The organism is Streptomyces rubellus (assembly GCF_036323805.1).
Classification (GTDB): Bacteria; Actinomycetota; Actinomycetes; order Streptomycetales; family Streptomycetaceae; genus Streptomyces.
Window position 1 is genome coordinate 87,608 of record NZ_JAZDCX010000011.1, and the last position, 23,310, is coordinate 110,917.

Below are 23,310 nucleotides of genomic sequence, written 5' to 3' on the forward strand. Positions count from 1 at the left end.
GTCACCTGAGGTCGTACTCGGCCATGGCGGCGCGCACCGCCGGGGAGAACAGCGCGGGGCCGACCGCGTCGGAGTGGGCCAGGCCCTCCGCGGACAGCCGCAGCCGCTCCGGCGCGGCGCCGGTGTCCAGCCAGCCCCGCCCGGCGAACGCGGCCAGCTCGGCGGGGAAGTGCTCGCCGGGCGGAGCGCCGAACCGGGCCGTGTAGGCGGCCGTCTCCAGCCCCTCGGCCTGGAGCAGCGACTGCAGCAGGTGCCTGCGCCGGGCCTCGTCGGTGCCGTCGGGGCCGTCGGCGTCCATCCACCGGCCGTACTCGGCGCGGGCGAAGTCCCGCGCGGGCCGGGAGACGTAGTCGTCGACGATCCCGCGTATCCGGCGCATGTCCACGGCGTAGTCGAAGGAGTAGTGCAGGCGCGCGGTGTAGGAGCGGGCACCGCAGCCCAGACCCACCATGCCGTCGGTCTGGCAGGTGTGGTCGCAGGCCGCGGCGGGGGCCCCGGCACGGCGGAACATCCGCATCGACACCTGCTCGTAGCCGTGGGCGAGCAGGTGGTCGCGGCCCAGGCGGTAGAGGGTCAGCCGCTGCGCGTCCCAGTCCGGATCGGAGGCCGGGGCGGACCCCGGCGGGGTGCCGCCGCGGCCCAGGCCCGTCAGCGGCCGGACGTACAGCGGGTAGAGGTACAGCTCCTCCGGCTCCCAGGCCAGGGCGGCGTCGAGGGACTGCCGCCAGGTGGCGGCGGTCTGCCCCGCGATGCCGTAGATCAGGTCGATGTTGAGCACCGGGAAGCCCGCCTCGCGGATACGGGCGAGGGCGGCCTCGACGTCCGAGCGCCGCTGGGGGCGCACCGCGGCGCGTGCCTCGGCGTCGACGAAGCTCTGCACGCCCAGGCTCAGCCGGGTGGTGCCGCGGGAGGCGAGGACGGCCAGCCGGTCGGCGGTGGCGGTCGCGGGGGAGGCCTCCACCGACAGCGGCACCGCGCGCAGGTCCGCACCCATGCGCTCCTCGGCGATGTCGCACAGCCGCTCCAGCTCGGCGGCGGTCAGGAAGGTGGGGGTGCCGCCGCCGAAGGCCGCGGCGGCGAACCGGGCGTCCTCGCCCAGCGCCTCGCGCACCGGCCCCGACTGGCGCTCCAGCGCGTCCAGATAGGCGCCGGTCAGCCCGTCGGGCGCGCCGATGCGGGTGAACAGGTTGCAGAAGCCGCAGCGCACCTCGCAGAAGGGGATGTGCAGGTAGAGCGAGAGCGCGTCGGTCCGCTCGGCCGCCCACAGTTCGCACAGCGCGGGCCGGTCCGGCAGCGGCCGGTAGGCCGTCTTGTGCGGGTAGGCGTACACATAGCTCTGGTAGGGGCTCCGGTACGGGCCCGGGGCGGCGGAGGCGGACACGGCCGCCGGTGCTGTGCTCATGGTTTCTCGCAGTGGTCGAGGACGAAGTGGGCGTACGGCACCGTCCAGACGGTCTCGTGGCCGATCCGGTGGCCGGTGTGGCCGTCCTCGCCGTAGGCCGTGCCGTGGTCGGAACAGACGACGGCGAAGCACGGCCGGCGGCTGCTCGCGGCGGCGAACAGCCGCCCGATGTGCCGGTCGACGTAGCGCAGCGCCGCGGCGTGGGTGGCGCGCGAGTCACCGGACCCGGCCGTGGCGCCGGGCAGATGGAACCAGTTGGGCTGGTGCAGCGCCGAGACGTTGACGAACAGGAACAGGCGTCGCCCGGCGGGCAGCGCGGCCACCACCTCCTCGGCCCGGTCGACCTGCGCCTCGAAGGAGACGGGGGAGGCCACCCCGAACTCCGGCTCCCAGTGGCTCTCGGCGAACAGACCGGGCAGTACCGAGCCGAGCGCGCCGCGCTTGTTGAAGAACCCCACGCCGCCCACGCACACGGTGTGGTACCCGGCGTCGGCCAGTCCGGTCACCAGATCCGGCGCGTCGAAGACCCAGGTGCCCTCCGCGGTGCTCTCGCTGCCCTCGAAGCGCGCCGCGAACAGCCGCGGATGCGGTCCCGGGGAGGCGGGGGTGGGCAGGAACCCGGCGAAGAACGCCTGGTGGGCGGCGTAGGTGAAGCTGCCGGGGGAGTGGCGCTGCTCCCAGCGCCCGCCCGGCAGATGCCGCGCCAGGTTGGGCAGGGCGCCCTCGTCGGCCAGCTCCCGGGCCACGTCGTACCGCAGGGTGTCCAGGGTGACCAGCAGCAGGTCATGGCTGCCCACGATCCGGTTCATGTCGGGCCGGGGCGTGTCCGCCTCCCGGGCGCCCGTCCCGGTGGTGTCAGGCCGCGGCATGCCGGACCTCCTCCCGCCGTACCGCCCAGCCCGGCACCGCCCCGCGCACGACGGCCGCCACCTGGGCAGCGTAGGTGTCCCGTCCCTCGGCGCGGCTGCCGGGCAGGCCCGTCAGCCGGGGCAGCAGATCGCCGAAGGCGTTCACCTCGCCGACGGCGAACCGCCGCCAGCCGACCGCCGGGAGCAGGTCCACCCCGACGCACAGGGTGCCGGGGAAGCGGGCCGCGGCCCGCTCGCAGATCTCCAGCGCCTCCGTCCAGGACGCCCCGGCCGCCTTCACCGCGGCGCGGACCCGCTCCAGATCGCCGCGAGCGCCGCCGAGATGGAGGTTCGTCATGGGCGAGCGGCTGGTGCGTACCAGGGCGTGGGCGGCCTCCCCGGCCACCACGACCACCCGCAGGTCGGCCGTCCGCCCGTCCTGGGAGGCCTTGGGCAGCCAGCGCTCGACGTGCAGACCGTCCGGTGCCAGGGCGTCCACCACGGCCGCGATCTCCCGCTCGTCGGTGTAGCGCCGTACCCGCAGGGAGTTGAACAGCCGCCCGTCCGCGGTCCGCTCGACGGAGGTCGCCGCACGCCACCGGCCGCGTCCGTCCCACTCCACGGCCAGCACCCCGGAGGCGGAGGAGGCGTGGGCGGGCTTGACGAAGATCCGGCGCATGCCCGGCTCGTGCAGCACCGCGCGTACGTCCGCCCAACCCGTCACCGGCGCGGCGCCGGGACCGGAGGTCGGGGAGGGCGGCACCGGCACACCCGCCTCGCGCAGCACCCCGTGGCACAGCCGCTTGTCGAAGAGGACCGCCAGCTCCTCCGGGTCGTCCAGCAGGGTGGCACCGGCGGACCGGGCGGCGTCGGCCACCTGCCGTACGGCCGCGGTGAACCGTGCGTACCAGCGGGCCGTGCCCTCCACCCGGGTCGGATCGGTCACGCCGCGCAGCAGGCGCTCGACCGCCGGGTCCTCGCCGGGGGAGTCGATCCGCACCGTCTCGTCCGGGGCGAACGACGCACCGCGGGTGAGGACCTCCGTCCAGGGCAGCACCCGGGGCGCGGGCAGCCCGGCGGCGGCGACGGCTGCCGTGAACAGGGCCGTGCGGCGGTTGCCGGGGTTGCCGACGAGGGCGAACCGCGGTGCCGGGGGCACCGGGCCGTTCCGGGGGCGGGGGTTACTCGGAGACCGCGACATAGCGCCAGACCTCGCCGTTGAACTCCTCGGGCTTCTCCTGCTCGGAGAGGTCCACGTCCACCCCGGCGCCCTCCAGTTCGTCGCGGATCCGTTCCATCATGGCGTCGCTGAGGAAGTGGTGGCACAGGTCGAGCTTCGTCAGGTGGGTCAGGGGCTGGCCGCTGAGCAGTGCTTCGGCGCCGGTGTCGGTGAGGGTGCCCATGGACAGGTCCAGGGTGTGCAGCCGCGCCACCACCGGGGCGCCCGCGACCGCGGCGGCGATCTCGTCCTGGATCTCGCTGTCCGTCAGGCCCAGGCCGCGCAGTGCGGGCAGGCGGTCGCCGGCCAGGATCGGCGCCAGGTCCGCCACCGTGGCGTCGCCGCCGTAGTCGGTGACGCCCAGCCACATCTCCAGGTGCTCCAGGGCGGGCAGTTCGCTGGCGGCGACCCCGCGCACCACGCCACCGGGCAGGCCGCCGGACTCGAACCTCAGGGTGCGCAGCTGCTCGTGGCGCACGGGGCGGAACACCAGGCCGGAACCGCCGCGCACCCCGAACTCGCGCAGTCGCGGGTAGGCCTCCAGCACCGGGGTGACGTCGGACTGCTCGATCCAGGAGATCTCCGCCTCCTCCATCACAAGGTCGCCGAGGAAGACGGCCTCCAGGGCGGGGAAGCGATCGGTGTTCGAGGTGAGCCACTCGACGATGAAACCTGAGTCGTCCTCGTACGGCGACTCGCTCCACTGGCCGATGACCAGTCCGCGGACCGCCGTGGTGTCCACGGTCTCCAGGAAACTCTGCCAGAGGCCCTCGAAGCCGCCCTCCGGGCTTTCGTCGCGGAAGGGGTTGTAGGACAGGCGCCAGGCCACGGAGCCGGCCGCGGGCAGCTCACCGGCCGGAGTGTTCTGGGTGAATCTGTGGACGGGCAGCCCGTGCAGTTCCCGCAAGTGCTCGACCATGGAGCTCTCCTGATCTCGGGGGATGGTGCGAACGTTCTATCAACCCCCACTGACACGGCTTCCGCCGGGCCGCCCGGCGGTCCCCCGGTCCACTGTCAGACCCCCGCCCTAGCGTCTTGGGACATCGCAGCCGGACGGACCGGCGCGGATGTGGAGGGGAGTGCCGTGTATCGGCAGGGAGACGTGCTGATCGTGCCGGTGCCCGAGGAGACGGTGCCGGAGCGGACGGCCGGGCAGCCCGGTCTGCCCCGGGACGGGAGGGGCCGGATGGTGCTCGCCCTGGGCGAGGTCACCGGGCACTCGCACGCAGTGGTGGGGCCGGGGAAGCTCGTGCGGGAGCCGGGGCCGGCCGGGGGACTGCTGCTCCACCTCCCGGACGGCGGGCGGGTGGTGCACGAGGAACACGCCGCGATACCGCTGCCCAGAGGGTGGTACCGGGTGGTGCGGCAGCGGGAGTACGTCCCGGGTGCCGTGCGGATCGTCGCCGACTGACTGATGGCTGACCGACGGACAAGCAGGCAGAGCAGAGGAAGCAGGGAGATGGCGGTGGCGGTGGCGGTGGAGACCGTGCGGACGGATCTGGTGGCGGGAGCGACGGGGGCGGTGGTCGAGGAGTGGCGCCGGGTGGCGGCGCGGACCGGCCCGGCCGACCGGGCCGCCGCGGAGGCGGGGGTACGGCTGGCGTACCGCGCGGCCGGGCTCGACGGGCCGGAGCGGATCGTGTGGGCCGGCTCGCCGCGGGCGGCCGTGGCCGCCGTACGGGAGCTGACGGGGGCGGGCCGCAGCGTACGGCGGGAGGTGCGCACCACACCGTGGGCGGCCGAGCGTGAGCGGCTGCACGCGCGGCTGGGACCGGCGGGCTGGACGGAGCACTGGGCGCGCACCGGCGCGGTGCTGTGGGACACCACCCGCTCCCTCGTCGAACGCGTACGCACCGGGATCGCCGAGGAGCTGGCCGGTTCGCCGGAGGAGGAGTCGGAGGTGCGGCTGATCATGCTGGACGCGGTGCTCGGCCAGCACGACGCGCCCTGGCTGGCCGCCCTCGGCGCCGGTGACGGAGCGGAGGCCGGACCGCTCGGCGGACTCGCGGCGGTCGCCCGCACGGCCGGCTGGTGGTGGCCCTACGAGCGGGTGGCGGTCGTCGCCGAACGCCCTCTGGAACTCCACCGCGACGAGGTCGGGCGGCTGGACCGGGGTGACGGTCCGGCGCTGGTCTTCCCCGACGGGTTCGCCCTGCACGCGTGGAAGGGCATGCCGGTCCCGGCTGACTTCCTGGCCTCCCTGGACGCCATCACCCCGGAGCGGATACGCGCCGAGGAGAACGCCGAGCTGCGCCGGGTGATGCTGGAGCACTACGGCTACGACCGCTATCTCGCCGAGTCCGGCGCGCGGCCGGTCCACCGGGACTCCACCGGTGTGCTGTGGCGCATCGACCTGGCGGACGACGAACCCGTGCTGACCGTCGAGGTCGTCAACTCCACGCCGGAGCCGGACGGCAGCCGCCGCACGTACTGGCTGCGGGTGCCGCCGTCCGTCCGGACGGCCCGGGAGGGCGTCGCCTGGACGTTCGGTCTGGAGGCCGACGGTTACGAGCCGGTGGTGCAGACCTGACGGCCCGTCGGCCGGGACCGTGCGGGGGTGGCGGCCGGAGTGACGGCCGTCCGGGTGGTGCCGTCGTACCCGGCCGGCCGGCCGGGTGACCTTCCGTCAGGAAAGCGGTTCTAACCGGAGAATGTGGGCCGGGACGGAGTCCGGAGGTCGCGGTGTTTTTGGCATGCACACTTCCTCAAAGTGCTCCGCACTGCTACTACGTAGTAGGCACCGATCCCCTTCACCCGTCCTCCCCACCCCCGGAGGTTCCATGAAGTCGTACCGCCTTGCCACGGTGGCGGCCGCCCTCGCCGCCGTCGCCGGACTCGGCCTCGGCGGCGCGGGCGTCGCCGCCGCCCAGGAGGCAGCCGCCACCTCCTACGTCGCGCTCGGCGACTCGTACTCCTCGGGAGTCGGCGCCGGGAGCTACGACAGCGCCAGCGGCTCCTGCAAGCGCAGCGCCAACGCCTATCCGGTGCTGTGGAAGAACGCCAACTCGCCCGCCTCCTTCCACTTCACCGCCTGCTCCGGCGCGAAGACCACCGATGTCGTCAACAACCAGCTCGGCCCGCTGAACTCGGGCACCACCCTGGTCAGCATCACCGTCGGCGGCAACGACGCCGGGTTCGCCGACACCATGACCGCCTGCGTGCTGGGCGGCGAGAGCACCTGCCTGTCACGGGTCGCCCAGGCCCGCGAGTACATCGCGGGCACCCTGCCCGGACGTCTCGACGCGGTCTACGACGCCATCCGCGCCAAGGCGCCCAACGCCGAGGTCGCCGTACTCAACTACCCGCGTTTCTACAAGCTCGGCGGCAGCTGCCTGGTGGGCCTGAGCGAGAGGTCGCGGGCGGCCATCAACGCCGCCGCCGACCACCTCAGCGAGGTCATCGCCAAGCGCGCCGCGGACCACGGCTTCACCTTCGGCGATGTGCGCGGGCCGTTCACCGGGCACGAGATCTGCTCCGGTGACTCCTGGCTGCACAGCGTCGACTGGCTCAACATCACCAACTCGTACCACCCCAAGGCCGCGGGCCAGTCCGGGGGCTACTACCCCGTGCTGGAACGGCTCGCCTGACACAGCCCGGCCAGGACGGCGGCCGGATCGCGGCCCGCGGGCCCCGCGGGCCACCACCGGCCGCCCTCCTTCCGGTACGGCCACCAGCGCCTGTCGCGTCCGAGACGGAGCTGGAGGTCGGTACCGTCGGCCGTCCACCGGTTGCGCACGACGCGCAGCCGTGGTGCCGCCGTCCCCGCCGGGCGACGCCGTCCGCACCGGAGATCCCGGCCACTCCCTCGCGGACCACCGCCTCGTGGAGACCGGCCTGCTCCGCCGCCAGCACGACCGCGCGGTCGGTCTCGGTCTCGGGCGGAAGCTCGGGGGCGATGCCCGGTTCGCCCTTGCGGCGGCGCAGCAGGAAGGGGCGTACCAGCCGGGCCAGCCGCTCGGCCGCGTCAGGTGCCGGGGCACCGGCGCCGGACGCCGGCACGGCCCGCTCCGCGGCGTCGGCGTGGAGCATGCGGAAGGTGCCCGGCGGGCCCAGCAGCCCGGGGGCGGCCCAGTCCAGGACGGCCCACAGCTCGGAGAGGTCGTTCCCGCCCGGGCCCGGGCGGGAACGGTGCGCAGCTGCCGGGCGGTGGCGGAGAACGGGTTCTTCACATGCTGAGCCTCGCCGGCGACGACCAGAGACCAGTCGACGGCGGCCGGACCGGCCGCGTCCAGCCGCATCGTGCCGTGGGTGGTCAGCACGAACTCGCCGTCGGCCGGGGCCGGGCCCGACAGGTCGCGGCCGGTGCCGTGGTGGCGGCGGCCGGGGACGGCCGGCCGGCCGTCCCCGGCCGCCGGAACGCGACCCGTCCGGCGCGCGGCGGGTCGGCGGGCAGGAAGACGGCGGCGCAGTCGGGGAACGGACCGGAAGGAGGCCGGTGGGACGGAGACGGGGCCGGTGCCATGGACGATGCCACGGGCTGGCTTCTCCTCAGGTTTGACCGGTGAAGGACGGCCGTGCTGTACACCGGGGCCGGGAGGCGGCGGGAGGGAACCCGGCGGTCCGCGGAGGCGTTCCCGTAGTGAACGGCGGCCGTCCCGCCGTACGAGGGAGGCGTGGAAGATGACCAACCGAGGAAAGGTCGCGGTCGGCGGTGTGGCCGCTGGGCTGCTTCTGTGGTGGCTGACCGGCAGTTTCCTGATCGCGATGGCGGTGGTGGTCGGTGTTCCGGCGATCGCCTATCTGACGCTCGACCCCTCGCAGCGGCGCCGGATGCGCCGGATCACCCGCAAGGAGCTCGGCCGCTGAGCCGTGCCGGGTGCTCCCGGGCGGGGGCGCGCCGGGCCGTGCGGCCTCCGGCGAGCCGGAGGCCGTCTGCGTCCGGGGATCTCAGGCGGCCGCGTCCGGGCGGATGGCCAGTTCGTCCAGCGCCTTGAGCAGGCCGGGCAGCTCCGGACCGCGGCCGACCGGAAGGATCTCCCCCGGTTCCTCGTCCAGCAGGACGAACGCGATGTCGTCGGTCCGTGCCACCAGGCTCCAGCCGGGCCCGTCCGCGCGCACCGTCCGTGCCTGCTCGGTGGCGAAGGTCGAGCGGACGCGGCCGGGGGGCGGCGGCGAGTCCAGATAGGCGCGGGCCTCCTTCAGGACGTGACGCACCCGGCCGTCCGGCTGCTCACCGGGCTCGACGAACGTCACGTCCGCGTCGACCCGGGCGCGCCAGTGGGCCCACTGCAGGGCGATCTCGTCCGCGCCCAGCCGCCGCTGTGCCGGTCCCCAGCTCGCGGTGTCCGGCGGGGACAGCGGGGCGCGGCCGTCGTCCAGCTCCGGGTCGGGCCCGGGGTCGTGGGGGGCGGGGATGCCCGGCGCGGCCACCGCCACGGCCAGCGGCCACCCGGGGAGCACGGCGGCGACCGTGCGTTCGCCCGGAGAGAGGTCGTACTCCATGCCGCAGTCCCAGGCGGCGATCGCGCACGCCACGAGGGAGACGTCCTCGGTGGCCACCGTCCAGCGCGCACCCTGCCCGTCCTGACCGAGGACGAGCCCGTAGCCCTCGGCGTACGGCTCCAGTCCGAGCGCGGTGCACGCCTCGGGGTAGTCGTCGCCGAGAACGCTCGGGAACTGCGCGGGTGTGAGCAGTACGGCGGTCAGCACGTACAGCGCGTCGTCGTCTCCGCCGTCCATGCCGCCTCCGCCCCCACTCTCCTTCTCCGCCACGCCGCCCTCCTTTCGACAAATTGTCCGCGAACCCTAACCAGGTGGCGGGCGCGCCGTCGAGAGACCGGGAACACACCGGGACGCGGCCCTGTCCTCCCCGTTCCCCCCGCTTCCGTCCCGGGGGCCGTCTGCCGGCTTTCCGGATCTGTCTCCCGCGGCCGGATCGGTGGTTGCCCGGACGACTGTCGTGGGTAAGGCTGGCACGGCATTGACCATGAGACAGGGGGCAACCGGGGATGGCGCTGAACAGTGAGCTGGACTGGCTGCTGGACGATCTGACGCAACGGGTGTCGGCGGTGCGGCACGCGATGGTGCTCTCGAACGACGGGCTGGTCACGGGGGCCAGCCAGGGACTGGAGAGAAGCGAGGCGGAACATCTCGCCGCCGTGTCCTCGGGTCTGCACAGCCTGGCCCGGGGGACGGGGGAGCGCTTCCGGTTGGGCCGGGCGTGCCAGACGATGATCGAGTTCGAGGAGGGGATGCTTTTCGTGACGGCGGCGGGGGAGGGCAGCTGTCTGTGCGTGCTCGCCGACGCGGACGCCGACATGGGCCTGGTCGCCTACGAGATGACCCTGCTGGTGAACCGGGTCGGTGAGCACCTGGGCGTGGCCATGCGCAACGGCGGCTGAACGGTCGCCCGCCGGTGCCGTTCCGGACCTGCCCGGTGGATCGCCGGACGCTCCCCCCCCCGGGGGGCTCCGGGCGCCACGGGTCACGCCGGGTGCCGCCCGGCCGCCGGCCGGCTGCCCCCGGCCCGGTGTCCTGGGCCACCGTCCGGACAGAGCACGACCTGGCGTTTCTCCAGGTTTTCCACAGGCTCCGCGAGGTTGCTCGCCCGCGGGTTACGGTCGTCGCGCAAGGTGATCGGAGCACTGCGGAGAGGATCGGTCATGTCGATGGGACCGGCAGGAGTGGACACGGCGGAGGCGGCGAGGGCGGCGGTGGACGCCGTGTCCCCGGGGGACTCCGTGTCCCTGGTGGAGGCGCGTCGCGGGCTGGAGTTGCGGCCGCGTGAGCTGGAGCTGGCCGTCCGGCTCGGGGAGGTGGCGACGGTGCCCGCCGCGGTGCCGGGGCGGGAGCGCCCCGGCCGCCGGGTACCGGTGGCGGAGCTGGCCCGGCTGCGGGCCGAGGAGGGATTTCCGGCCACCCTGCGGGCCCGGCTGCGGCTGGTCGGTGCCCGGGAGGGCGCCGGGCTGCTGGGGGTCTGCCCGGCCCGCTTCACCCGGCTGGCCCGTGCGGGCTGCTTCGGCCCGGTGCGCTTCTCGCTCAACCGCTACCGGCGGGTGGTCTGGTTCTACCGGGCCGCCGAGCTGCGGGACGTCGCCGAACAGCAGCCGGAGCTGCTCGGCGGCGCCCTGCCGGAAGGGCTGCGGCTCCTGCTGGCCGAGGGCGCGGACTGGCGTCCGAGACACTGGCGCAGCCGCCGTGTCGCCCAGGTGCTGCGGACGGCGGACGGCCCGTGGGAGGCGGCGGCCGCCCACGCCGCGGTGCTCCCCCCGGAGGTGCTGGCGGAGGCCGTACCGGATCCGGCCGAGCGGCTCCGGCTGGCGCGGCTGCGCCCCGATCTGGCGCCCACCCGGCCGGACTCGCCCGCCGCCCGTGAGGTCGTCCGGGGTCTGCTCGTCACCCGTGACGAGGAGGAGACGGTCTGGCACCGGCTGGTACTGGAACTGGCGCTGGACACGGCACGGTCGGTGTGCCCACTGCCCCGGCCGCCGGACGGGGCGGCCTCAGCCGTCCGTCTTCCGGAACAGGCCCTCCTGCATCACGGAGACGATCAGCCGGCCCCGGCGGTCGTAGAGCTGGCCTCGGGCGAGCCCGCGGGCACCGGTCGCGACGGGTGACTCCTGCTGGTAGAGGAACCACTCGTCGGCGCGGAACGGGCGGTGGAACCACATCGCGTGGTCCAGGGAGGCCATGTCGAAGCCCCTCGGCCCCCACAGCGGCTCGATCGGCAGGCGCACCGCGTCGAGCAGCGTCATGTCGCTGGCATAGGTGATCGCGCAGGTGTGCACGAGCGGATCGTCGCCCAGCGGCCCCACCGCCCGCATCCACACCGCGGTGCGCGGCTCCACACCCGCCAGTTCCCGGGATGTCCACCGCAGCCGGTCCACATAGCGGATGTCGAACGGCTGGCGGTGCGCCATGTGCTCCAGCGGCTCGGGCAGCGCCCCGAGGTGCTCCCGGATCTCGTCGGCCAGCCTCGGCAGCGACTCGGGGTCCGGCACCCGGGGCATCGGCAGCTGGTGCTCGAAACCCGGTTCGTCCCGATGGAAGGAGGCGGTCAGATTGAAGATCGTCCGGCCCTGTTGTACGGCCACCACCCGCCGGGTGGTGAAGGAGCGACCGTCGCGTACCCGCTCGACCTGGTACACGATCGGCACCCCGGGCACTCCCGGCCGCAGGAAGTACGCGTGCAGCGAGTGCACCGGGCGCTCGCCGTCGGTGGTGCGCCCCGCCGCGACCAGGGCCTGTCCGGCGACCTGGCCGCCGAAGACGCGCTGCAGCGGTTCGTCGGGGCTGTGCCCGCGGAAGATGTTCTCCTCGATCCGTTCCAGGTCGAGCAGATCCACCAGACGTTCGGCCGGACTGCCCGGGGCGGCCGGGGGTACCGGCCGGGTGGATTCGGTCATCGTCCGTACTCCCTCGTGTGTTCCGGCCTCGCCGTCACAGCCGCCCGACGTCGATGATCTTGATCACCGCTCGGCCCTCCTCGTCGGAGGCCGTGAGGTCGACCTCGGCGGAGATGCCCCAGTCCCGGTCGCCGGCCGGGTCGTGGAAGGTCTGACGGACTTTCCACAGACCGTCCTCGGGGCGCTCCTCGATCCGCAGCAGCTTCGGCCCGCGGGCGTCCGGGCCGGTTCCCAGCTCGTCGTACTCCTCCCAGTACGCGTCCAGGGCGGTCGCCCAGGCGTCGGCGTCCCAGCCGGCGTCGGCGTCCAGCTCGCCCAGCTCCTCGACCTTGTCCAGCGCGGCCAGCTCCACCCTGCGGAACATCGCGTTGCGCACCAGGACGCGGAAGGCACGGGGGTTGGCGGTGACGGGCTTGACCTGGTCGGCGCGGTCCTGGGCCTCCTCGGCCGTCTCGTCCTCGGGATTGGCCAGCTGCTCCCACTCGTCCAGCAGGCTGGAGTCGACCTGGCGGACCATCTCGCCGAGCCAGGCGACGATGTCCTGGAAGTCCTCGGACTTCAGGTCGTCCGGCACGGTGTGCTCCAGCGCCTTGTAGGCACTCGCCAGGTAGCGCAGCACGATGCCCTCGGTGCGGGCCAGCTCGTAGTGCGAGACGAACTCCCCGAAGGTCATCGCCCGCTCGTACATGTCACGGACGACGGACTTCGGCGACAGGGGGTGGTCGCCGACCCAGGGGTGGCTCTTGCGGTAGACGCCGTAGGCGTGGAAGAGCAGCTCCTCCAGCGGCTTGGGGTGACCGATGTCGGCCAGCCGCTCCATGCGCTCCTCGTACTCGACGCCGTCCGCCTTCATCTGCGCCACCGCCTCGCCTCTGGCCTTGTTCTGCTGGGCGGCCAGGATCTGCCGGGGGTCGTCCAGCGTGGACTCCACGACGGAGACCATGTCCAGGGCGTACGAGGGCGACTCGGGATCCAGCAGTTCGAAGGCGGCCAGTGCGAAGGTGGACAGCGGCTGGTTGAGGGCGAAGTCCTGCTGGAGGTCGACGGTCAGCCGGATGCGGCGTCCCGCCCCTCCTTCGCCTCCGGCGGCCGGGGCGTCGAGCTGTTCGACGACACCGCCGTCCAGCAGCGAGCGGTAGATGGCGATCGCCCGCCGGATGTGGCGCAGCTGGCTGCGCCGGTCCTCGTGGTTGTCCTCCAGCAGCTTGCGCATCGCCTGGAAGGGGTCGCCGGGCCGCGCGATGACGGACAGCAGCATCGCGTGGGTCACCCGGAAGCGGGAGGTGAGCGGCTCCGGCTCGGAGGCGATCAGCTTCTCGAAGGTCTTCTCGCTCCAGTTGACGAAGCCCTCCGGCGCCTTCTTCCGGACCACTTTGCGGCGTTTCTTCGGGTCGTCGCCGGCCTTGGCGAGGGCCTTCTCGTTCTCGATGACGTGCTCGGGCGCCTGGGCCACCACCAGGCCCGCCGTGTCGAAGCCCGCCCGCCCGGCACGGCCGGCGATCTGGTGGAACTCCCGGGCCCGCAGCACGCGCACCCGGCTGCCGTCGTACTTGGCCAGCGCGGTGAACAGCACCGTGCGGATGGGCACGTTGACGCCCACACCGAGGGTGTCGGTGCCGCAGATGACCTTCAGCAGTCCCGCCTGGGCCAGTCTCTCGACCAGCCGCCGGTACTTCGGCAGCATCCCGGCGTGGTGCACCCCGATCCCGTGCCGGACGTAGCGCGAGAGGTTCCGCCCGAACCGGGTGGTGAAGCGGAAGTTGCCGATCAGCTTGGCGATCTCGTCCTTCTCCGCACGCGAGCACATGTTGATGCTCATGAGCGCCTGGGCCCGCTCCACCGCCTGCGCCTGGGTGAAGTGCACGATGTACACCGGGGCCTGGTGGGTCTCGAGCAGCTCGGTCAGCGTCTCGGTCAGACCGGTCGTGCGGTACTCGTAGCTCAGCGGCACCGGGCGGGTGGCGGAGCGCACCACGGCGGTCGGACGCCCGGTGCGGCGGGTCAGGTCCTCCTCGAAGCGGCTGACGTCGCCGAGAGTCGCCGACATCAGGACGAACTGCGCCTGCGGCAGTTCCAGCAGGGGGATCTGCCAGGCCCAGCCCCGGTCCGGCTCGGCGTAGAAGTGGAACTCGTCCATCACGACCTGGCCGATGTCGGCGTCCGCGCCGTCCCGCAGCGCGATGGAGGCGAGCACCTCGGCGGTGCAGCAGATCACGGGCGCGTCGGCGTTGACCGAGGCGTCACCGGTGAGCATGCCGACGTTCTCGGTGCCGAAGATCTTGCACAGGTCGAAGAACTTCTCCGACACCAGTGCCTTGATGGGGGCGGTGTAGAAGGTGACCTTGTCCTGGGCGAGCGCGGCGAAGTGCGCTCCGGCCGCGACCAGGCTCTTGCCGGAGCCCGTCGGGGTGGACAGGATGACGTTCGCCCCGGAGACCACTTCGATCAGTGCCTCCTCCTGGGCGGGATAGAGCGTGATGCCCCGTCCCTCGGCCCAGGAGGAGAAGGCGTCGTAGAGAGCGTCGGGGTCTGCGGTGCTCGGCATCTGATCGATAAGGGTCACGCACTCCATACTGCCTTCCGTGACCGCCCCGGGGGGAACCGGCCGACGGTACGAAGATCACCGGCGCTACGCTGTGTCGCCGGCAGGGCGGCGCAACGAGCACGAGGGGTGGGGGGCGCACATGATGGGACCGGCGCATTCGCTGTCGGGGGCGGCGGCGTGGCTGGTGGTGGGGGCGGTGACGTACAGCCTGGACCGGCCGATGCCCTGGCCGGTCCTGCTGGCCGGTGCGCTGATCTGCGCGGGCGCGGCGCTGGCCCCCGACCTCGACCACAAGTCGGCGACGATCTCCCGGGCCTTCGGCCCGTTCTCCAAGTGGCTGTGCGTGGTGATCGAGCGGCTGTCGTGCGCGGTCTACAAGGCCACCCGCAAGTCCGGGGACCCCAGCCGGGCGGGCGGCCACCGCACCCTCACCCACACCTGGCTGTGGGCGGTCGCGGTGGGGGCGGGCTTCTCGGCGCTGGCGGTGCTGGGCGGCCGCTGGGCTGTCCTGGCCATTCTCTTCGTCCACCTGGTGCTGGCCGTCGAGGGGCTGCTGTGGCGGGCGGCACGCGTCTCCAGCGATGTCCTGGTCTGGCTGCTGGGCGCGACCAGCGCCTGGATACTGGCCGGCATCCTGGACAGGCCGGGCAACGGGGCGGACTGGCTGTTCACCGGAGCCGGACAGGAGTACCTGTGGCTCGGACTGCCGATCGTGCTCGGCTCCCTGGTCCACAACGTCGGCGACGCCATCACCGTCTCCGGCTGCCCGATACTGTGGCCGATCCCCGTGGGAAGCAGGCGCTGGTATCCGCTGGGCCCGCCCAAGCCGGTGCGTTTCCGGGCGGGCAGCTGGGTGGAGCTGAAGATCCTGATGCCGGGCTTCATGCTGACCGGCGCGCTGAGCGGGCTGTGGGCCCTGGGGTTCGCCGGCTGAACCCGTCCGGCCCTCCCCGTACCGTCGCCACGCTCCGGCGGGGAGGCGGGAGGAGGAGGGCCGGCGGTACGGGTGGTCCGGGTGGTGCCCGGACGGGCTCAGCCGTGCCAGGAGCGCCACAGCGCCGCGTAGGCGCCGTCCGCGGCGACCAGGTCGTCGTGGCTGCCCAGCTCGCTGATCCTGCCGTTCTCCACCACCGCGATCACGTCCGCGTCGTGCGCGGTGTGCAGCCGGTGGGCGATCGCCACCACGGTGCGCCCCCGGAGCACCCGGGCGAGCGAACGCTCCAGACGACGGGCGGCACGCGGGTCCAGCAGCGAGGTCGCCTCGTCCAGCACCAGGGTGTGCGGGTCGGCCAGCACCAGCCGGGCCAGCGCGATCTGCTGGGCCCGGGCGGGGGTGACCGCCAGTCCGCCGGAACCGACCTCACTGTCCAGGCCGTCCACCAGACCGTGCGCCCAGCCGTCGGCGTCCACCGCCGCCAGCGCGCCCCACAGCTCGGTGTCGGAGGCGTCCGCCCTCGCCAGTCGCAGATTGTCGCGCAGCGAACCGACGAACACATGGTGCTCCTGGTTGACCAGCGCCACGTGCTCGCGCACCCGCTCCGTGGGCATCCGGGCGAGCTCGGCGCCGCCGAGGGTGACCGCGCCCGTCCGCGGGGCGTAGATGCCCGCCAGCAGCCGCCCCAGCGTCGACTTGCCCGCGCCCGACGGACCGACCAGCGCGACCCGGGTACCGGGCGCCACGTCCAGCGACACACCGTGCAGTACGTCGTCGCCGGCCCGGTAGCCGAACCGCACCTCGTCGGCCCGCACCTCGCGGCCCGCGGGCTCCACCGTGCCGTCGCCGGTGTCCGGGGCGATCTCCCGCACCCCGACCAGCCGGGCCAGGGAGACCTGGGCCACCTGCAGCTCGTCGTACCAGCGCAGGATCATGCCGATCGGCTCGACCAGCATCTGGGCGAGCAGCGCACCGGTGGTCAGCTCCCCCACCGAGATCCAGCCCTCCAGCACGAAGAGACCGCCGAGCATCAGCACCGAGCCCAGGATCAGCACGTTGAACGCGTTGACCACGGGGAAGAGCACCGTCCGCAGCCACAGGGTGCGCCTCTCCCAGGCGGTCCACTCGCGGATACGGCGCTCGGACAGGGCCACCCGGCGAGCGCCCAGCCGGTGGGCCTCCACCGTCCGCCCCGCGTCCACGGTCTCGGCCAGTGCCGCGGCGACGGCGGCGTAGCCCGCCGCCTCGGAGCGGTAGGCGCCGGGCGCCCGCCGGTAGTACCAGCGGCAGCCCACCAGCAGCACCGGCAGGGCCACCACCACGGCCACCGCCAGCGGCGGCGCGGTGAACGCGAGCGCCCCCAGCAGCAGCCCCGCCCACACGACACCGATGGACAGCTGCGGCACGGCCTCCCGCATGGCGCCCGCCAGCCGGTCGATGTCGGTGGTGATCCGGGACAGCAGATCCCCGGTACCGGCCCGCTCCAGCACACCCGGCGGCAGCCCCACCGAGCGGACGAGGAAGTCCTCGCGCAGATCCGCCAGCATGCGCTCGCCCAGCACGGCACCGCGCAGCCGCACCTGCCGCACGAACAGGGTCTGGACGGCCAGGGCGACGGCGAACAGGGCGACGGCGCGTTCCAGCTGCGGCTCGCGGGTACCGGAGGCGAGGTCCTCCACAACGCGCCCCAGCAGCTGGGGGCCGACCATGGAGGCCACCACCGCCACCGTGTTCACCGCCACCAGTACCGCGAACGCGCCGCGGTGCCGCCGCAGCAGCTCACCGGCGTAGGCGCGCACGGTCCGCGGGGTGCCGACCGGCAGGGTCGTGGCCGACTCCGGCGCGGCCGGATCGTACTCGGGGGGCGGGACACCGATCACGCCGTTTCCTCCATCCGCTCGCGCTCGCGCTCCCGCGGCCGCCGGACCTCTCCGGCCGCACCGCCGTCACCGCTGCCGTCACCGTCACCGTCGCCGCCCGTCACACCGCCGGTCTCGCGGGTGACCACCGCGCGGTACTCCGTCCCGTTCGCCAGCAGCTCCCGGTGGGTGCCGACGGCGGTCACCGCGCCGCCCCGGACGAACGCCACCCGGTCGGCCCGGTCCAGCAGCGGCGGACTGGAGGAGAACACCACCGTGGTGCGGCCTGCGCGGACCTGCCGCAGCGCGTCGGCGATCCGGGCCTCGGTGTGCGAGTCCACCGCGCTGGTCGGCTCGTCCAGCACCAGCACCCCGGGGTCGGCGACCAGTGACCGGGCCAGTGCCAGCCTCTGGCGCTGGCCGCCCGACAGGGACCTGCCGCGCTCGGTGATCCGCGCCTCCACCGGGTCCCCGTCCGGGCCGGTGCCGCCGCGTGCCAGGGCGTGCAGCACATCACCGCACTGGGCGGCCTCCAGCGCCCGTCGGGGAGTGACCCTGCCGGAGGAGGGCACGTCGAGCAGTTCGCGCAGCGTGCCCGACAGCAGCACCGGGTCCTTGTCCTGTACCAGCACGGCGGCACGGGCCGCCGCCGGCGGCACCTCCTCCAGGGGCACCCCACCCAGCAGCACCGACGGGACCCTCTCGTCCCGGGCGGCACCGTGTCCGCCCAGCCGCTCGGCGAGCCGTCCGGCCGAGTCCGGGTCGCCGCACACCACCGCGGTGAACCGTCCGTCCGGTGCGAGCAGCCCGCTCACCGGGTCGTACAGATCACCGCGGGGCGCCTCGGCGGCTCCGGGCCCGGTGCGCCCGGCGTCTCCGGTCCCCGGATGGCGCCGCAGGGCCAGGATCCGGGCCGCCCTGCCGGCCGAGGGCCGGGCGAAGGAACACGCCATGGCGAACTCCTGGAACAGCCGCAGCGGGAAGAGCAGGAAGGTCACCGCGCCGTACACCGCCACCAGCTCGCCCACGGCGATCCGGCCTTCCAGCACCAGCCGGGCGCCGGACCAGACCACCGAGATCAGCAGCAGTCCGGACAGGGCCACCTGCACGGCGTCGATCAGCGACCACATCCGCGCGGTGCGCACCGCCGCCCACCGCACCTCCTGCGAGGCCCGGCGGTACCGGGCCAGGAACAGCTCCTCCCCGCCGATGCCACGCAGCACCCGCAGCCCGGCGACCGTGTCCGCGGCCAGCTCGGTGGCCCGGCCCGCCTTCGCGCGCTGCGCGTCGGCGCGCCGGGTCGCCGGCGGCAGCAACGGCAGTACGGCCAGTGCCAGTGCCAGCACGCCCAGGACCACCAGACCACCCAGTGGCGGTTCGTACACCACCAGGGCCGTGCACACCCCGACCGTGCCCAGCAGCGCCGCGCCGAAGCGGGAGGCGCTCTCCACGCACCAGCCGATCTTCTCGATGTCCCCGGTGGAGACGGCGACGACCTCCCCGGCCGCCACCCGCCGGGTCAGGGCGGCCCCCAGTTCCGCGGTCCGCCGGGCCAGCAGCTGCTGTATCCGGGCCGCCGCGGTGATCCAGTTGGTGACGGCGGTGCGGTGCAGCATGGTGTCGCCGACCGTGACCACCAGCCCCAGCACCGCCATCAGTGCGCCCGCCGCGGCGAGCCCTCTCCCGGAGCGGTCGGCGGCGGCCTGCACGGCCAGCCCCACGGCCAGCGGGAAGGCGGCGACCGCCGTCATGTGGAGGGTGCCCCAGGCCAGGGATCTCAGCTGGCCGCCGAGTTGCGCGCGGTACAGCCACAGCAGGAAGCGGAATCCGGACCGGGTGTCGGGATCACCGGGATCGGAGTACGGAAGATCACGAATCTGCATGGCGTCCCAGGGGCGGTCTCGGCGGCGGGCAACCGTGCAAGGCTCCTCCGGTATCCGTTGGCGGGCAAAGGATTTTCCGCACGGCCGCGCACAACCGGCCGTCACCGCCCTTTTCCGCTGCCCCGGCGCTGCTCCGCCGTTCCCGCCGGGGCAGCGGCCCCGGGGGTCGCCGGGGCGCCCGGCGGCCGTGGCGGGCGACCGGGAGAGCCCGGTCCGCCAGGCCACCCGGCCCACCGCTCCCGGCCGTAGGCTGGTGAACCGGCCGCCCCCATCGATCGCCCACCGCCGAAGGAGCGCGTTGCACCACGACGAACCCGCCTGGACCCCGCCGCCCCGGGAGAAGGGCGCACCGCAGCCGCCCGCCCAGATGAGCCGCATCCTGCGGCTGTTCCGCCCCTACCGGGGGCGGTTGGCAGTCGTCGGCCTGCTCGTCGGAGCGTCCTCGCTGGTCTCGGTCGCCTCCCCGTTCCTGCTGCGCGAGATCCTCGACGTGGCGATCCCGCAGCAGCGCACCGGCCTGCTGTCCCTGCTCGCCCTCGGCATGATCGCCACGGCGGTGCTGACCAGTGTCTTCAACGTCCTCCAGACGCTGATCAGCACCACGGTCGGCCAGCGCGTCATGCACGATCTGCGCACCGGTGTCTACGCCAAGCTCCAGCGAATGCCCCTGGCGTTCTTCACCCGCACCCGCACCGGTGAGGTCCAGTCCCGCATCGCCAACGACATCGGCGGCATGCAGGCCACCGTCACCTCCACCGCGACCTCCCTGGTGTCCAACCTCACCAGCGTGGTGGCGACCCTCGTCGCCATGCTGGTGCTGGACTGGCGGCTGACGATCGTCTCGCTGGTGCTGCTGCCGCTGTTCGTCTGGATCAGCCGCCGGGTCGGCCGCGAGCGCAAGACGATCGCCACCCGGCGGCAGCGGCAGATGGCCGCGATGTCGGCGATGGTGACCGAGTCGCTGTCGGTCAGCGGTATCCTGCTGGGCCGCACCATGGGCCGCGCCGACTCCCTCACCCGGGTCTTCGCGGAGGAGTCCGATCGCCTGGCGGACCTGGAGGTCCGTGCCAACATGGCCGGGCGCTGGCGCATGTCGGTCATCGGCATCGTGATGGCCGCCATCCCGGCGCTGCTGTACTGGACGGCCGGCCTGCTCCTCCAGCTCGGCGGTCCGGCCTTCTCCATCGGCACGCTGGTCGCCTTCGTCACCCTCCAGCAGGGCCTGCTGCGGCCGACCGTCTCACTGCTGAACACCGGTGTGCAGATACAGACCTCGCTGGCCCTCTTCCAGCGCATCTTCGAGTACCTGGACCTGCCGGTGGACATCACCGAGCCCGCCCGGCCCGTGCGGCTGGCCCGGGCACGCGGCGAGGTCCGCTTCGAGGACGTCTCCTTCTCCTACGATCCGGCCGCCGGGTCCCCCGCCCTCAGCGGCATCGACCTGACCGTCCCCGCGGGCGGCAGCCTCGCCGTCGTCGGCCCCACCGGATCCGGCAAGAGCACGCTGAGCTATCTGGTGCCCCGGCTGTACGACGTCACCTCCGGCCGGGTCACCATCGACGGGATCGACGTACGGGACCTGGACTTCGACTCCCTGGCCCGGGCGGTGGGCGTGGTCTCCCAGGAGACCTACCTCTTCCACGCCTCCGTCGCGGACAACCTCCGCTTCGCCCGGCCCGGCGCCACGGACGCCGAGCTGGAGGCCGCGGCGCGCGCCGCCCAGATCCACGACCACATCGTCTCGCTGCCCCAGGGGTACGACACCCTCGTCGGCGAGCGCGGCTACCGCTTCTCGGGCGGTGAGAAGCAGCGGCTGGCCATCGCCCGGACGATCCTGCGCGACCCGCCCGTCCTCATTCTCGACGAGGCCACCAGCGCCCTGGACACCCGTACCGAGCAGGCGGTCCAGCGGGCGATCGACGCGCTCTCCTCGGGACGTACGACGCTGACGATCGCCCACCGGCTGTCGACGATCCGCGACGCCGACCAGATCGTCGTGCTCGACGGCGGCCGGATCGCCGAGCGCGGCACCCACGAGGAGCTCCTCGCCCGCGACGGACGCTACGCGGCCCTGCTGCGCCGCGACGCCGTCCTGCCCGCCGCCCCGGAGGACGCCGCCCCGGGTTCCGCCGCCCCGGGGCCCGGAGCGGTGGAGCCGGCCTCCGCCTGAACCGCCCGGACACCGGCCCGGCCACCGCTGTCGGTGCCGTGGGGCAGAATCCGGCGGTATGACTGGTGACTGGAGTGCTCGAGCGGTGATCGAGCGGTACTGGTCCGCGGCGCAGGCCCGGGACTGGGACGCCTTCGGAGCCCTGCTGGCGCCCGGCGTCGTCTACGAGCTGCCCCAGACCCGCGAACGGGTCCGCGGCCGGGAGGCCTGTGTGCGTTTCAACGCCGAGTACCCCGGTGCCTGGCGGGTGACCGTGGAGCGCGTCGTGGCCGAGGAGCGCCAGGCAGTGAGCTGGACGGGCTTCACCGTGGACGGCGACACCGTGCCCGGCCTGTGCTTCTTCACCCTGGACGGCGACGGACTGATCGACACCGTCACCGACTTCTGGCCCGAGCCGTACGAACCGCCCGCCGGCCGCGGGCACCTGGTCGAGCGCTACTGAGCCGGTCGCTCCGGCCGCCCGGCCGCCGGCCCGGTCACGACAGCTCGCCCGCCGCGCGCAGTTCGTCGAAGACCAGCTGGTCCACCGGCGGCACCCGGTCGCGGTCGGCGTACGACAACCAGGCGATCTCCTCGATCTCGCTGCTGGCGGTGAGCGTGCCGCGGTGGTCGCCGGTGTAGCAGGCCATTCTGACCATCACATCCGGTGTGCGGTGGTCGACCGGTGCCTCGTAGGTGCCCACGTGGACGACGCTGCCGGGGACGATCGCCACGGTCAGCTCCTCCTCGACCTCCCGCAGCAGGGTCTGGACATCACTCTCGCCGTCGTGGCGCTTGCCGCCGGGAATGTAGAAGAGCTCCTTGCCGCGGGTCCGGGTGCCCAGGATCCTGCCGTCGCGCAGGTGGACCCACGCCACCGTGTCGATCAGCCGTGTCCCCGGGCCCGTCACGGAGCCCGTCGTGGCGTCCGTCACCGGCCCTCGCTCCCGCCCGGCCCGAGGGAACCCGGCCTGCGCGGGGCGAACACGCAGAACTCGTTCCCCTCCGGGTCGGCCAGGACGTCCCACTCGATCTCCCGGTCGCGCCGCCGCACCAGGGTGGCACCCAGCGCGAGCAGTTCCTCGGTGTCGCCCCAGACATCGAAGTGCACCCGGTTCTTGCCGGTCTTCGGCTCGGGCACCGAGTGGAACCAGATCACCGGGGTGGCGTCCTGCGGGTGGTGGATGGCCACCGGCCACTCGGGCGGGGGCGGTGGGTGCCCCATCGGCCTGCGGCGTTCGTATCCCAGTGCGGTGCACCACCAGTCGGCGAGCGCCTGGTGGTCACCGGCGTCCACGACGAGATCCTTCAAACGGGCTGCGGGCATGCCCCCGAGGGTAGTGGCCGGAGGCCCGCGGTGTTCCCGGCCACGCCGACCGCCTGCCACCCGGACGGAGCGGGGAGCATGGAGTCATGACTTACACAGGGATCCTCGTCTTCACCCGGACCGCCGACTACCGGCACGACTCCATCCCGGACGGCGTCGACGCCTTCCGGTCCCTCGGCGACGAGCACGGCTTCGCCGTCACCGCCACCGAGGAACCCGGCGAGTTCGCCGCCGCCCTGGCGGACGGCTGCCGGGCCGTGGTGTTCCTCTCCACCAGCGGCGAGGTGCTCACACCCGGCAGCCGCGCCGCCCTGCGGACGTACGTGGAGGGCGGCGGCGCGTTCGTCGGCGTCCATGCCGCCGCCACCACCGAGTACGACTGGCCCTGGTACGGGGAGCTGGTGGGGGCCCGCTTCGAGCGGCACCCCGACCTCCAGCCGGGGAGCGCGGTCGTGGAGGACCACGACCACCCGGCCACCGCGCACCTGGACGCCGTCTGGCCGTTCACCGACGAGTGGTACGACTTCCGGACCAGTCCGCGCGGCCGGGTACGGGTGCTGCTCTCCGCCGACGAGACCACGTACGAGGGCGGTGGGATGGGGGAGGACCACCCGCTGGCCTGGTGCCACGAGAACACCGGGGGCCGGTCCTTCTACACCGCTCTGGGCCACACCCGCGAGTCCTACTCCGATCCCGCCTTCCGCCGTCATCTGCTCGGCGGGCTGGCCTGGGCGGCGCGGCTTCCCGTGCGGCTCCCGGCGCGGCCGTGAGCGAGGTGGAGAGAAGCGGCCGCCCGGTG

The 23,310-nt window shown here is 73.7% G+C and carries 21 protein-coding genes and 1 pseudogene; 10 read left to right on the plus strand and 12 right to left on the minus strand.

Annotated elements, in window-relative coordinates; all coding sequences use genetic code 11:
- Position 1 precedes the first annotated feature (1 nt).
- The 4 genes from V1L54_RS15070 to V1L54_RS15085 are packed head-to-tail and all read right to left on the minus strand — an operon-like array spanning position 2 to position 4,388.
- Positions 2-1,402, minus strand: a complete 1,401-nt coding sequence (locus V1L54_RS15070; protein ID WP_330118498.1) for an STM4012 family radical SAM protein — start codon at positions 1,400-1,402, stop codon at positions 2-4.
- Positions 1,399-2,211, minus strand: a complete 813-nt coding sequence (locus tag V1L54_RS15075) for an STM4013/SEN3800 family hydrolase (RefSeq protein WP_330118629.1) — start codon at positions 2,209-2,211, stop codon at positions 1,399-1,401. The genes V1L54_RS15070 and V1L54_RS15075 overlap by 4 nt, the downstream gene beginning before the upstream one ends.
- Positions 2,212-2,257: 46 nt before the next feature.
- Positions 2,258-3,451, minus strand: coding sequence for an STM4014 family protein (locus V1L54_RS15080; protein ID WP_330118499.1), 1,194 nt, complete (start codon positions 3,449-3,451; stop codon positions 2,258-2,260).
- On the minus strand, positions 3,432-4,388 hold the full coding sequence (locus V1L54_RS15085; protein ID WP_330118500.1) for an STM4015 family protein: 957 nt from the start codon (positions 4,386-4,388) through the stop codon (positions 3,432-3,434). Before V1L54_RS15085 ends, V1L54_RS15080 begins: the two co-directional genes overlap by 20 nt.
- Positions 4,389-4,553: 165 nt before the next feature.
- Between V1L54_RS15085 and V1L54_RS15090 the strand changes: the two genes are divergently transcribed.
- The 3 genes from V1L54_RS15090 to V1L54_RS15100 all read left to right on the plus strand — a co-directional run bounded on the left by V1L54_RS15090 (position 4,554) and on the right by V1L54_RS15100 (position 7,056).
- Positions 4,554-4,880 (plus strand): DUF8820 family protein, encoded by a 327-nt coding sequence (locus V1L54_RS15090; protein ID WP_330118501.1) that lies wholly within the window; start codon positions 4,554-4,556, stop codon positions 4,878-4,880.
- Between the two features lie 48 nt (positions 4,881-4,928).
- Complete coding sequence (locus tag V1L54_RS15095; protein ID WP_330118502.1) at positions 4,929-5,999, plus strand: DUF6745 domain-containing protein; 1,071 nt, start codon at positions 4,929-4,931, stop codon at positions 5,997-5,999.
- A 250-nt stretch (positions 6,000-6,249) separates the two neighbouring features.
- Positions 6,250-7,056, plus strand: a complete 807-nt coding sequence (locus V1L54_RS15100; RefSeq protein WP_330118503.1) for an SGNH/GDSL hydrolase family protein — start codon at positions 6,250-6,252, stop codon at positions 7,054-7,056.
- Positions 7,057-7,228: 172 nt separating this feature from the next.
- On the opposite strand, the pseudogene V1L54_RS15110 reads toward V1L54_RS15100, so the two are convergent.
- Positions 7,229-7,803: pseudogene (locus V1L54_RS15110) on the minus strand (SNF2-related protein); the annotation flags it as partial.
- A gap of 286 nt (positions 7,804-8,089) precedes the next feature.
- On the opposite strand from V1L54_RS15110, the gene V1L54_RS15115 reads away from it, so the two are divergent.
- Entirely contained in the window at positions 8,090-8,275 is a 186-nt protein-coding gene (locus V1L54_RS15115) for a tail-anchor membrane protein (protein ID WP_330118504.1), read from the plus strand.
- An 81-nt stretch (positions 8,276-8,356) separates the two neighbouring features.
- Here the strand turns inward: V1L54_RS15115 and V1L54_RS15120 are convergent, their stop codons facing one another.
- The gene (locus tag V1L54_RS15120) at positions 8,357-9,148 is read right to left on the minus strand and encodes a hypothetical protein (protein WP_330118630.1); all 792 of its coding nucleotides are present in this window, start codon (positions 9,146-9,148) and stop codon (positions 8,357-8,359) included.
- 269 nt (positions 9,149-9,417) lie between these two features.
- Here V1L54_RS15120 and V1L54_RS15125 point away from each other — a divergent pair, with 269 nt between their 5' ends.
- Both V1L54_RS15125 and V1L54_RS15130 read left to right on the plus strand, forming a co-directional pair.
- Entirely contained in the window at positions 9,418-9,810 is a 393-nt protein-coding gene (locus V1L54_RS15125; RefSeq protein ID WP_330118505.1) for a roadblock/LC7 domain-containing protein, read from the plus strand.
- Positions 9,811-10,071: 261 nt separating this feature from the next.
- Positions 10,072-11,025, plus strand: coding sequence for a DUF6397 family protein (locus V1L54_RS15130; RefSeq protein ID WP_330118506.1), 954 nt, complete (start codon positions 10,072-10,074; stop codon positions 11,023-11,025).
- On the opposite strand, the gene V1L54_RS15135 is transcribed toward V1L54_RS15130, so the two are convergent.
- Positions 10,912-11,814: an acyl-CoA thioesterase gene (locus V1L54_RS15135; RefSeq protein ID WP_330118507.1), complete on the minus strand. Its 903-nt coding sequence runs from the start codon at positions 11,812-11,814 to the stop codon at positions 10,912-10,914. The genes V1L54_RS15130 and V1L54_RS15135 overlap by 114 nt on opposite strands.
- Before the next feature lie 34 nt (positions 11,815-11,848).
- Positions 11,849-14,377: a DEAD/DEAH box helicase gene (locus V1L54_RS15140; RefSeq protein ID WP_330118508.1), complete on the minus strand. Its 2,529-nt coding sequence runs from the start codon at positions 14,375-14,377 to the stop codon at positions 11,849-11,851.
- 121 nt (positions 14,378-14,498) lie between these two features.
- Between V1L54_RS15140 and V1L54_RS15145 the strand changes: the two genes are divergently transcribed.
- Positions 14,499-15,293 (plus strand): metal-dependent hydrolase, encoded by a 795-nt coding sequence (locus V1L54_RS15145; RefSeq protein ID WP_330118509.1) that lies wholly within the window; start codon positions 14,499-14,501, stop codon positions 15,291-15,293.
- A 98-nt stretch (positions 15,294-15,391) separates the two neighbouring features.
- Here the strand turns inward: V1L54_RS15145 and V1L54_RS15150 are convergent, their stop codons facing one another.
- Entirely contained in the window at positions 15,392-17,173 is a 1,782-nt protein-coding gene (locus V1L54_RS15150) for an ABC transporter ATP-binding protein (protein ID WP_330118510.1), read from the minus strand.
- The gene (locus tag V1L54_RS15155; RefSeq protein ID WP_330118511.1) at positions 17,170-19,035 is read right to left on the minus strand and encodes an ABC transporter transmembrane domain-containing protein; all 1,866 of its coding nucleotides are present in this window, start codon (positions 19,033-19,035) and stop codon (positions 17,170-17,172) included. The genes V1L54_RS15150 and V1L54_RS15155 overlap by 4 nt, the downstream gene beginning before the upstream one ends.
- Before the next feature lie 298 nt (positions 19,036-19,333).
- Between V1L54_RS15155 and V1L54_RS15160 the strand changes: the two genes are divergently transcribed.
- Complete coding sequence (locus V1L54_RS15160) at positions 19,334-21,205, plus strand: ABC transporter ATP-binding protein (protein WP_330118512.1); 1,872 nt, start codon at positions 19,334-19,336, stop codon at positions 21,203-21,205.
- 58 nt (positions 21,206-21,263) lie between these two features.
- Entirely contained in the window at positions 21,264-21,647 is a 384-nt protein-coding gene (locus tag V1L54_RS15165; protein ID WP_330118513.1) for a nuclear transport factor 2 family protein, read from the plus strand.
- Between the two features lie 34 nt (positions 21,648-21,681).
- On the opposite strand, the gene V1L54_RS15170 is transcribed toward V1L54_RS15165, so the two are convergent.
- Positions 21,682-22,119 (minus strand): NUDIX hydrolase, encoded by a 438-nt coding sequence (locus V1L54_RS15170; RefSeq protein WP_330118514.1) that lies wholly within the window; start codon positions 22,117-22,119, stop codon positions 21,682-21,684.
- Positions 22,116-22,511 carry a VOC family protein gene (locus V1L54_RS15175; protein WP_330118515.1) on the minus strand — a complete coding sequence of 132 codons (396 nt, stop codon included), beginning with the start codon at positions 22,509-22,511 and terminating at the stop codon, positions 22,116-22,118. Before V1L54_RS15175 ends, V1L54_RS15170 begins: the two co-directional genes overlap by 4 nt.
- An 86-nt stretch (positions 22,512-22,597) precedes the next feature.
- Between V1L54_RS15175 and V1L54_RS15180 the strand changes: the two genes are divergently transcribed.
- Positions 22,598-23,281: a ThuA domain-containing protein gene (locus V1L54_RS15180; protein WP_330118516.1), complete on the plus strand. Its 684-nt coding sequence runs from the start codon at positions 22,598-22,600 to the stop codon at positions 23,279-23,281.
- Positions 23,282-23,310 lie beyond the last annotated feature (29 nt).

What these genes read in the sequence shown, in the direction of transcription:
- V1L54_RS15070 (WP_330118498.1), bottom strand. Translation starts at nt 1,402, where the DNA reads ATGAGCACAGCACCGGCGGCCGTGTCCGCCTCCGCCGCCCCGGGCCCG.
- V1L54_RS15075 (WP_330118629.1), bottom strand. Translation starts at nt 2,211, where the DNA reads ATGAACCGGATCGTGGGCAGCCATGACCTGCTGCTGGTCACCCTGGAC.
- V1L54_RS15080 (WP_330118499.1), bottom strand. Translation starts at nt 3,451, where the DNA reads ATGTCGCGGTCTCCGAGTAACCCCCGCCCCCGGAACGGCCCGGTGCCC.
- V1L54_RS15085 (WP_330118500.1), bottom strand. Translation starts at nt 4,388, where the DNA reads ATGGTCGAGCACTTGCGGGAACTGCACGGGCTGCCCGTCCACAGATTC.
- V1L54_RS15095 (WP_330118502.1), top strand. Translation starts at nt 4,929, where the DNA reads ATGGCGGTGGCGGTGGCGGTGGAGACCGTGCGGACGGATCTGGTGGCG.
- V1L54_RS15100 (WP_330118503.1), top strand. Translation starts at nt 6,250, where the DNA reads ATGAAGTCGTACCGCCTTGCCACGGTGGCGGCCGCCCTCGCCGCCGTC.
- V1L54_RS15115 (WP_330118504.1), top strand. Translation starts at nt 8,090, where the DNA reads ATGACCAACCGAGGAAAGGTCGCGGTCGGCGGTGTGGCCGCTGGGCTG.
- V1L54_RS15120 (WP_330118630.1), bottom strand. Translation starts at nt 9,148, where the DNA reads ATGGACGGCGGAGACGACGACGCGCTGTACGTGCTGACCGCCGTACTG.
- V1L54_RS15125 (WP_330118505.1), top strand. Translation starts at nt 9,418, where the DNA reads ATGGCGCTGAACAGTGAGCTGGACTGGCTGCTGGACGATCTGACGCAA.
- V1L54_RS15130 (WP_330118506.1), top strand. Translation starts at nt 10,072, where the DNA reads ATGTCGATGGGACCGGCAGGAGTGGACACGGCGGAGGCGGCGAGGGCG.
- V1L54_RS15135 (WP_330118507.1), bottom strand. Translation starts at nt 11,814, where the DNA reads ATGACCGAATCCACCCGGCCGGTACCCCCGGCCGCCCCGGGCAGTCCG.
- V1L54_RS15145 (WP_330118509.1), top strand. Translation starts at nt 14,499, where the DNA reads ATGATGGGACCGGCGCATTCGCTGTCGGGGGCGGCGGCGTGGCTGGTG.
- V1L54_RS15155 (WP_330118511.1), bottom strand. Translation starts at nt 19,035, where the DNA reads ATGCAGATTCGTGATCTTCCGTACTCCGATCCCGGTGATCCCGACACC.
- V1L54_RS15165 (WP_330118513.1), top strand. Translation starts at nt 21,264, where the DNA reads ATGACTGGTGACTGGAGTGCTCGAGCGGTGATCGAGCGGTACTGGTCC.
- V1L54_RS15175 (WP_330118515.1), bottom strand. Translation starts at nt 22,511, where the DNA reads ATGCCCGCAGCCCGTTTGAAGGATCTCGTCGTGGACGCCGGTGACCAC.
- V1L54_RS15180 (WP_330118516.1), top strand. Translation starts at nt 22,598, where the DNA reads ATGACTTACACAGGGATCCTCGTCTTCACCCGGACCGCCGACTACCGG.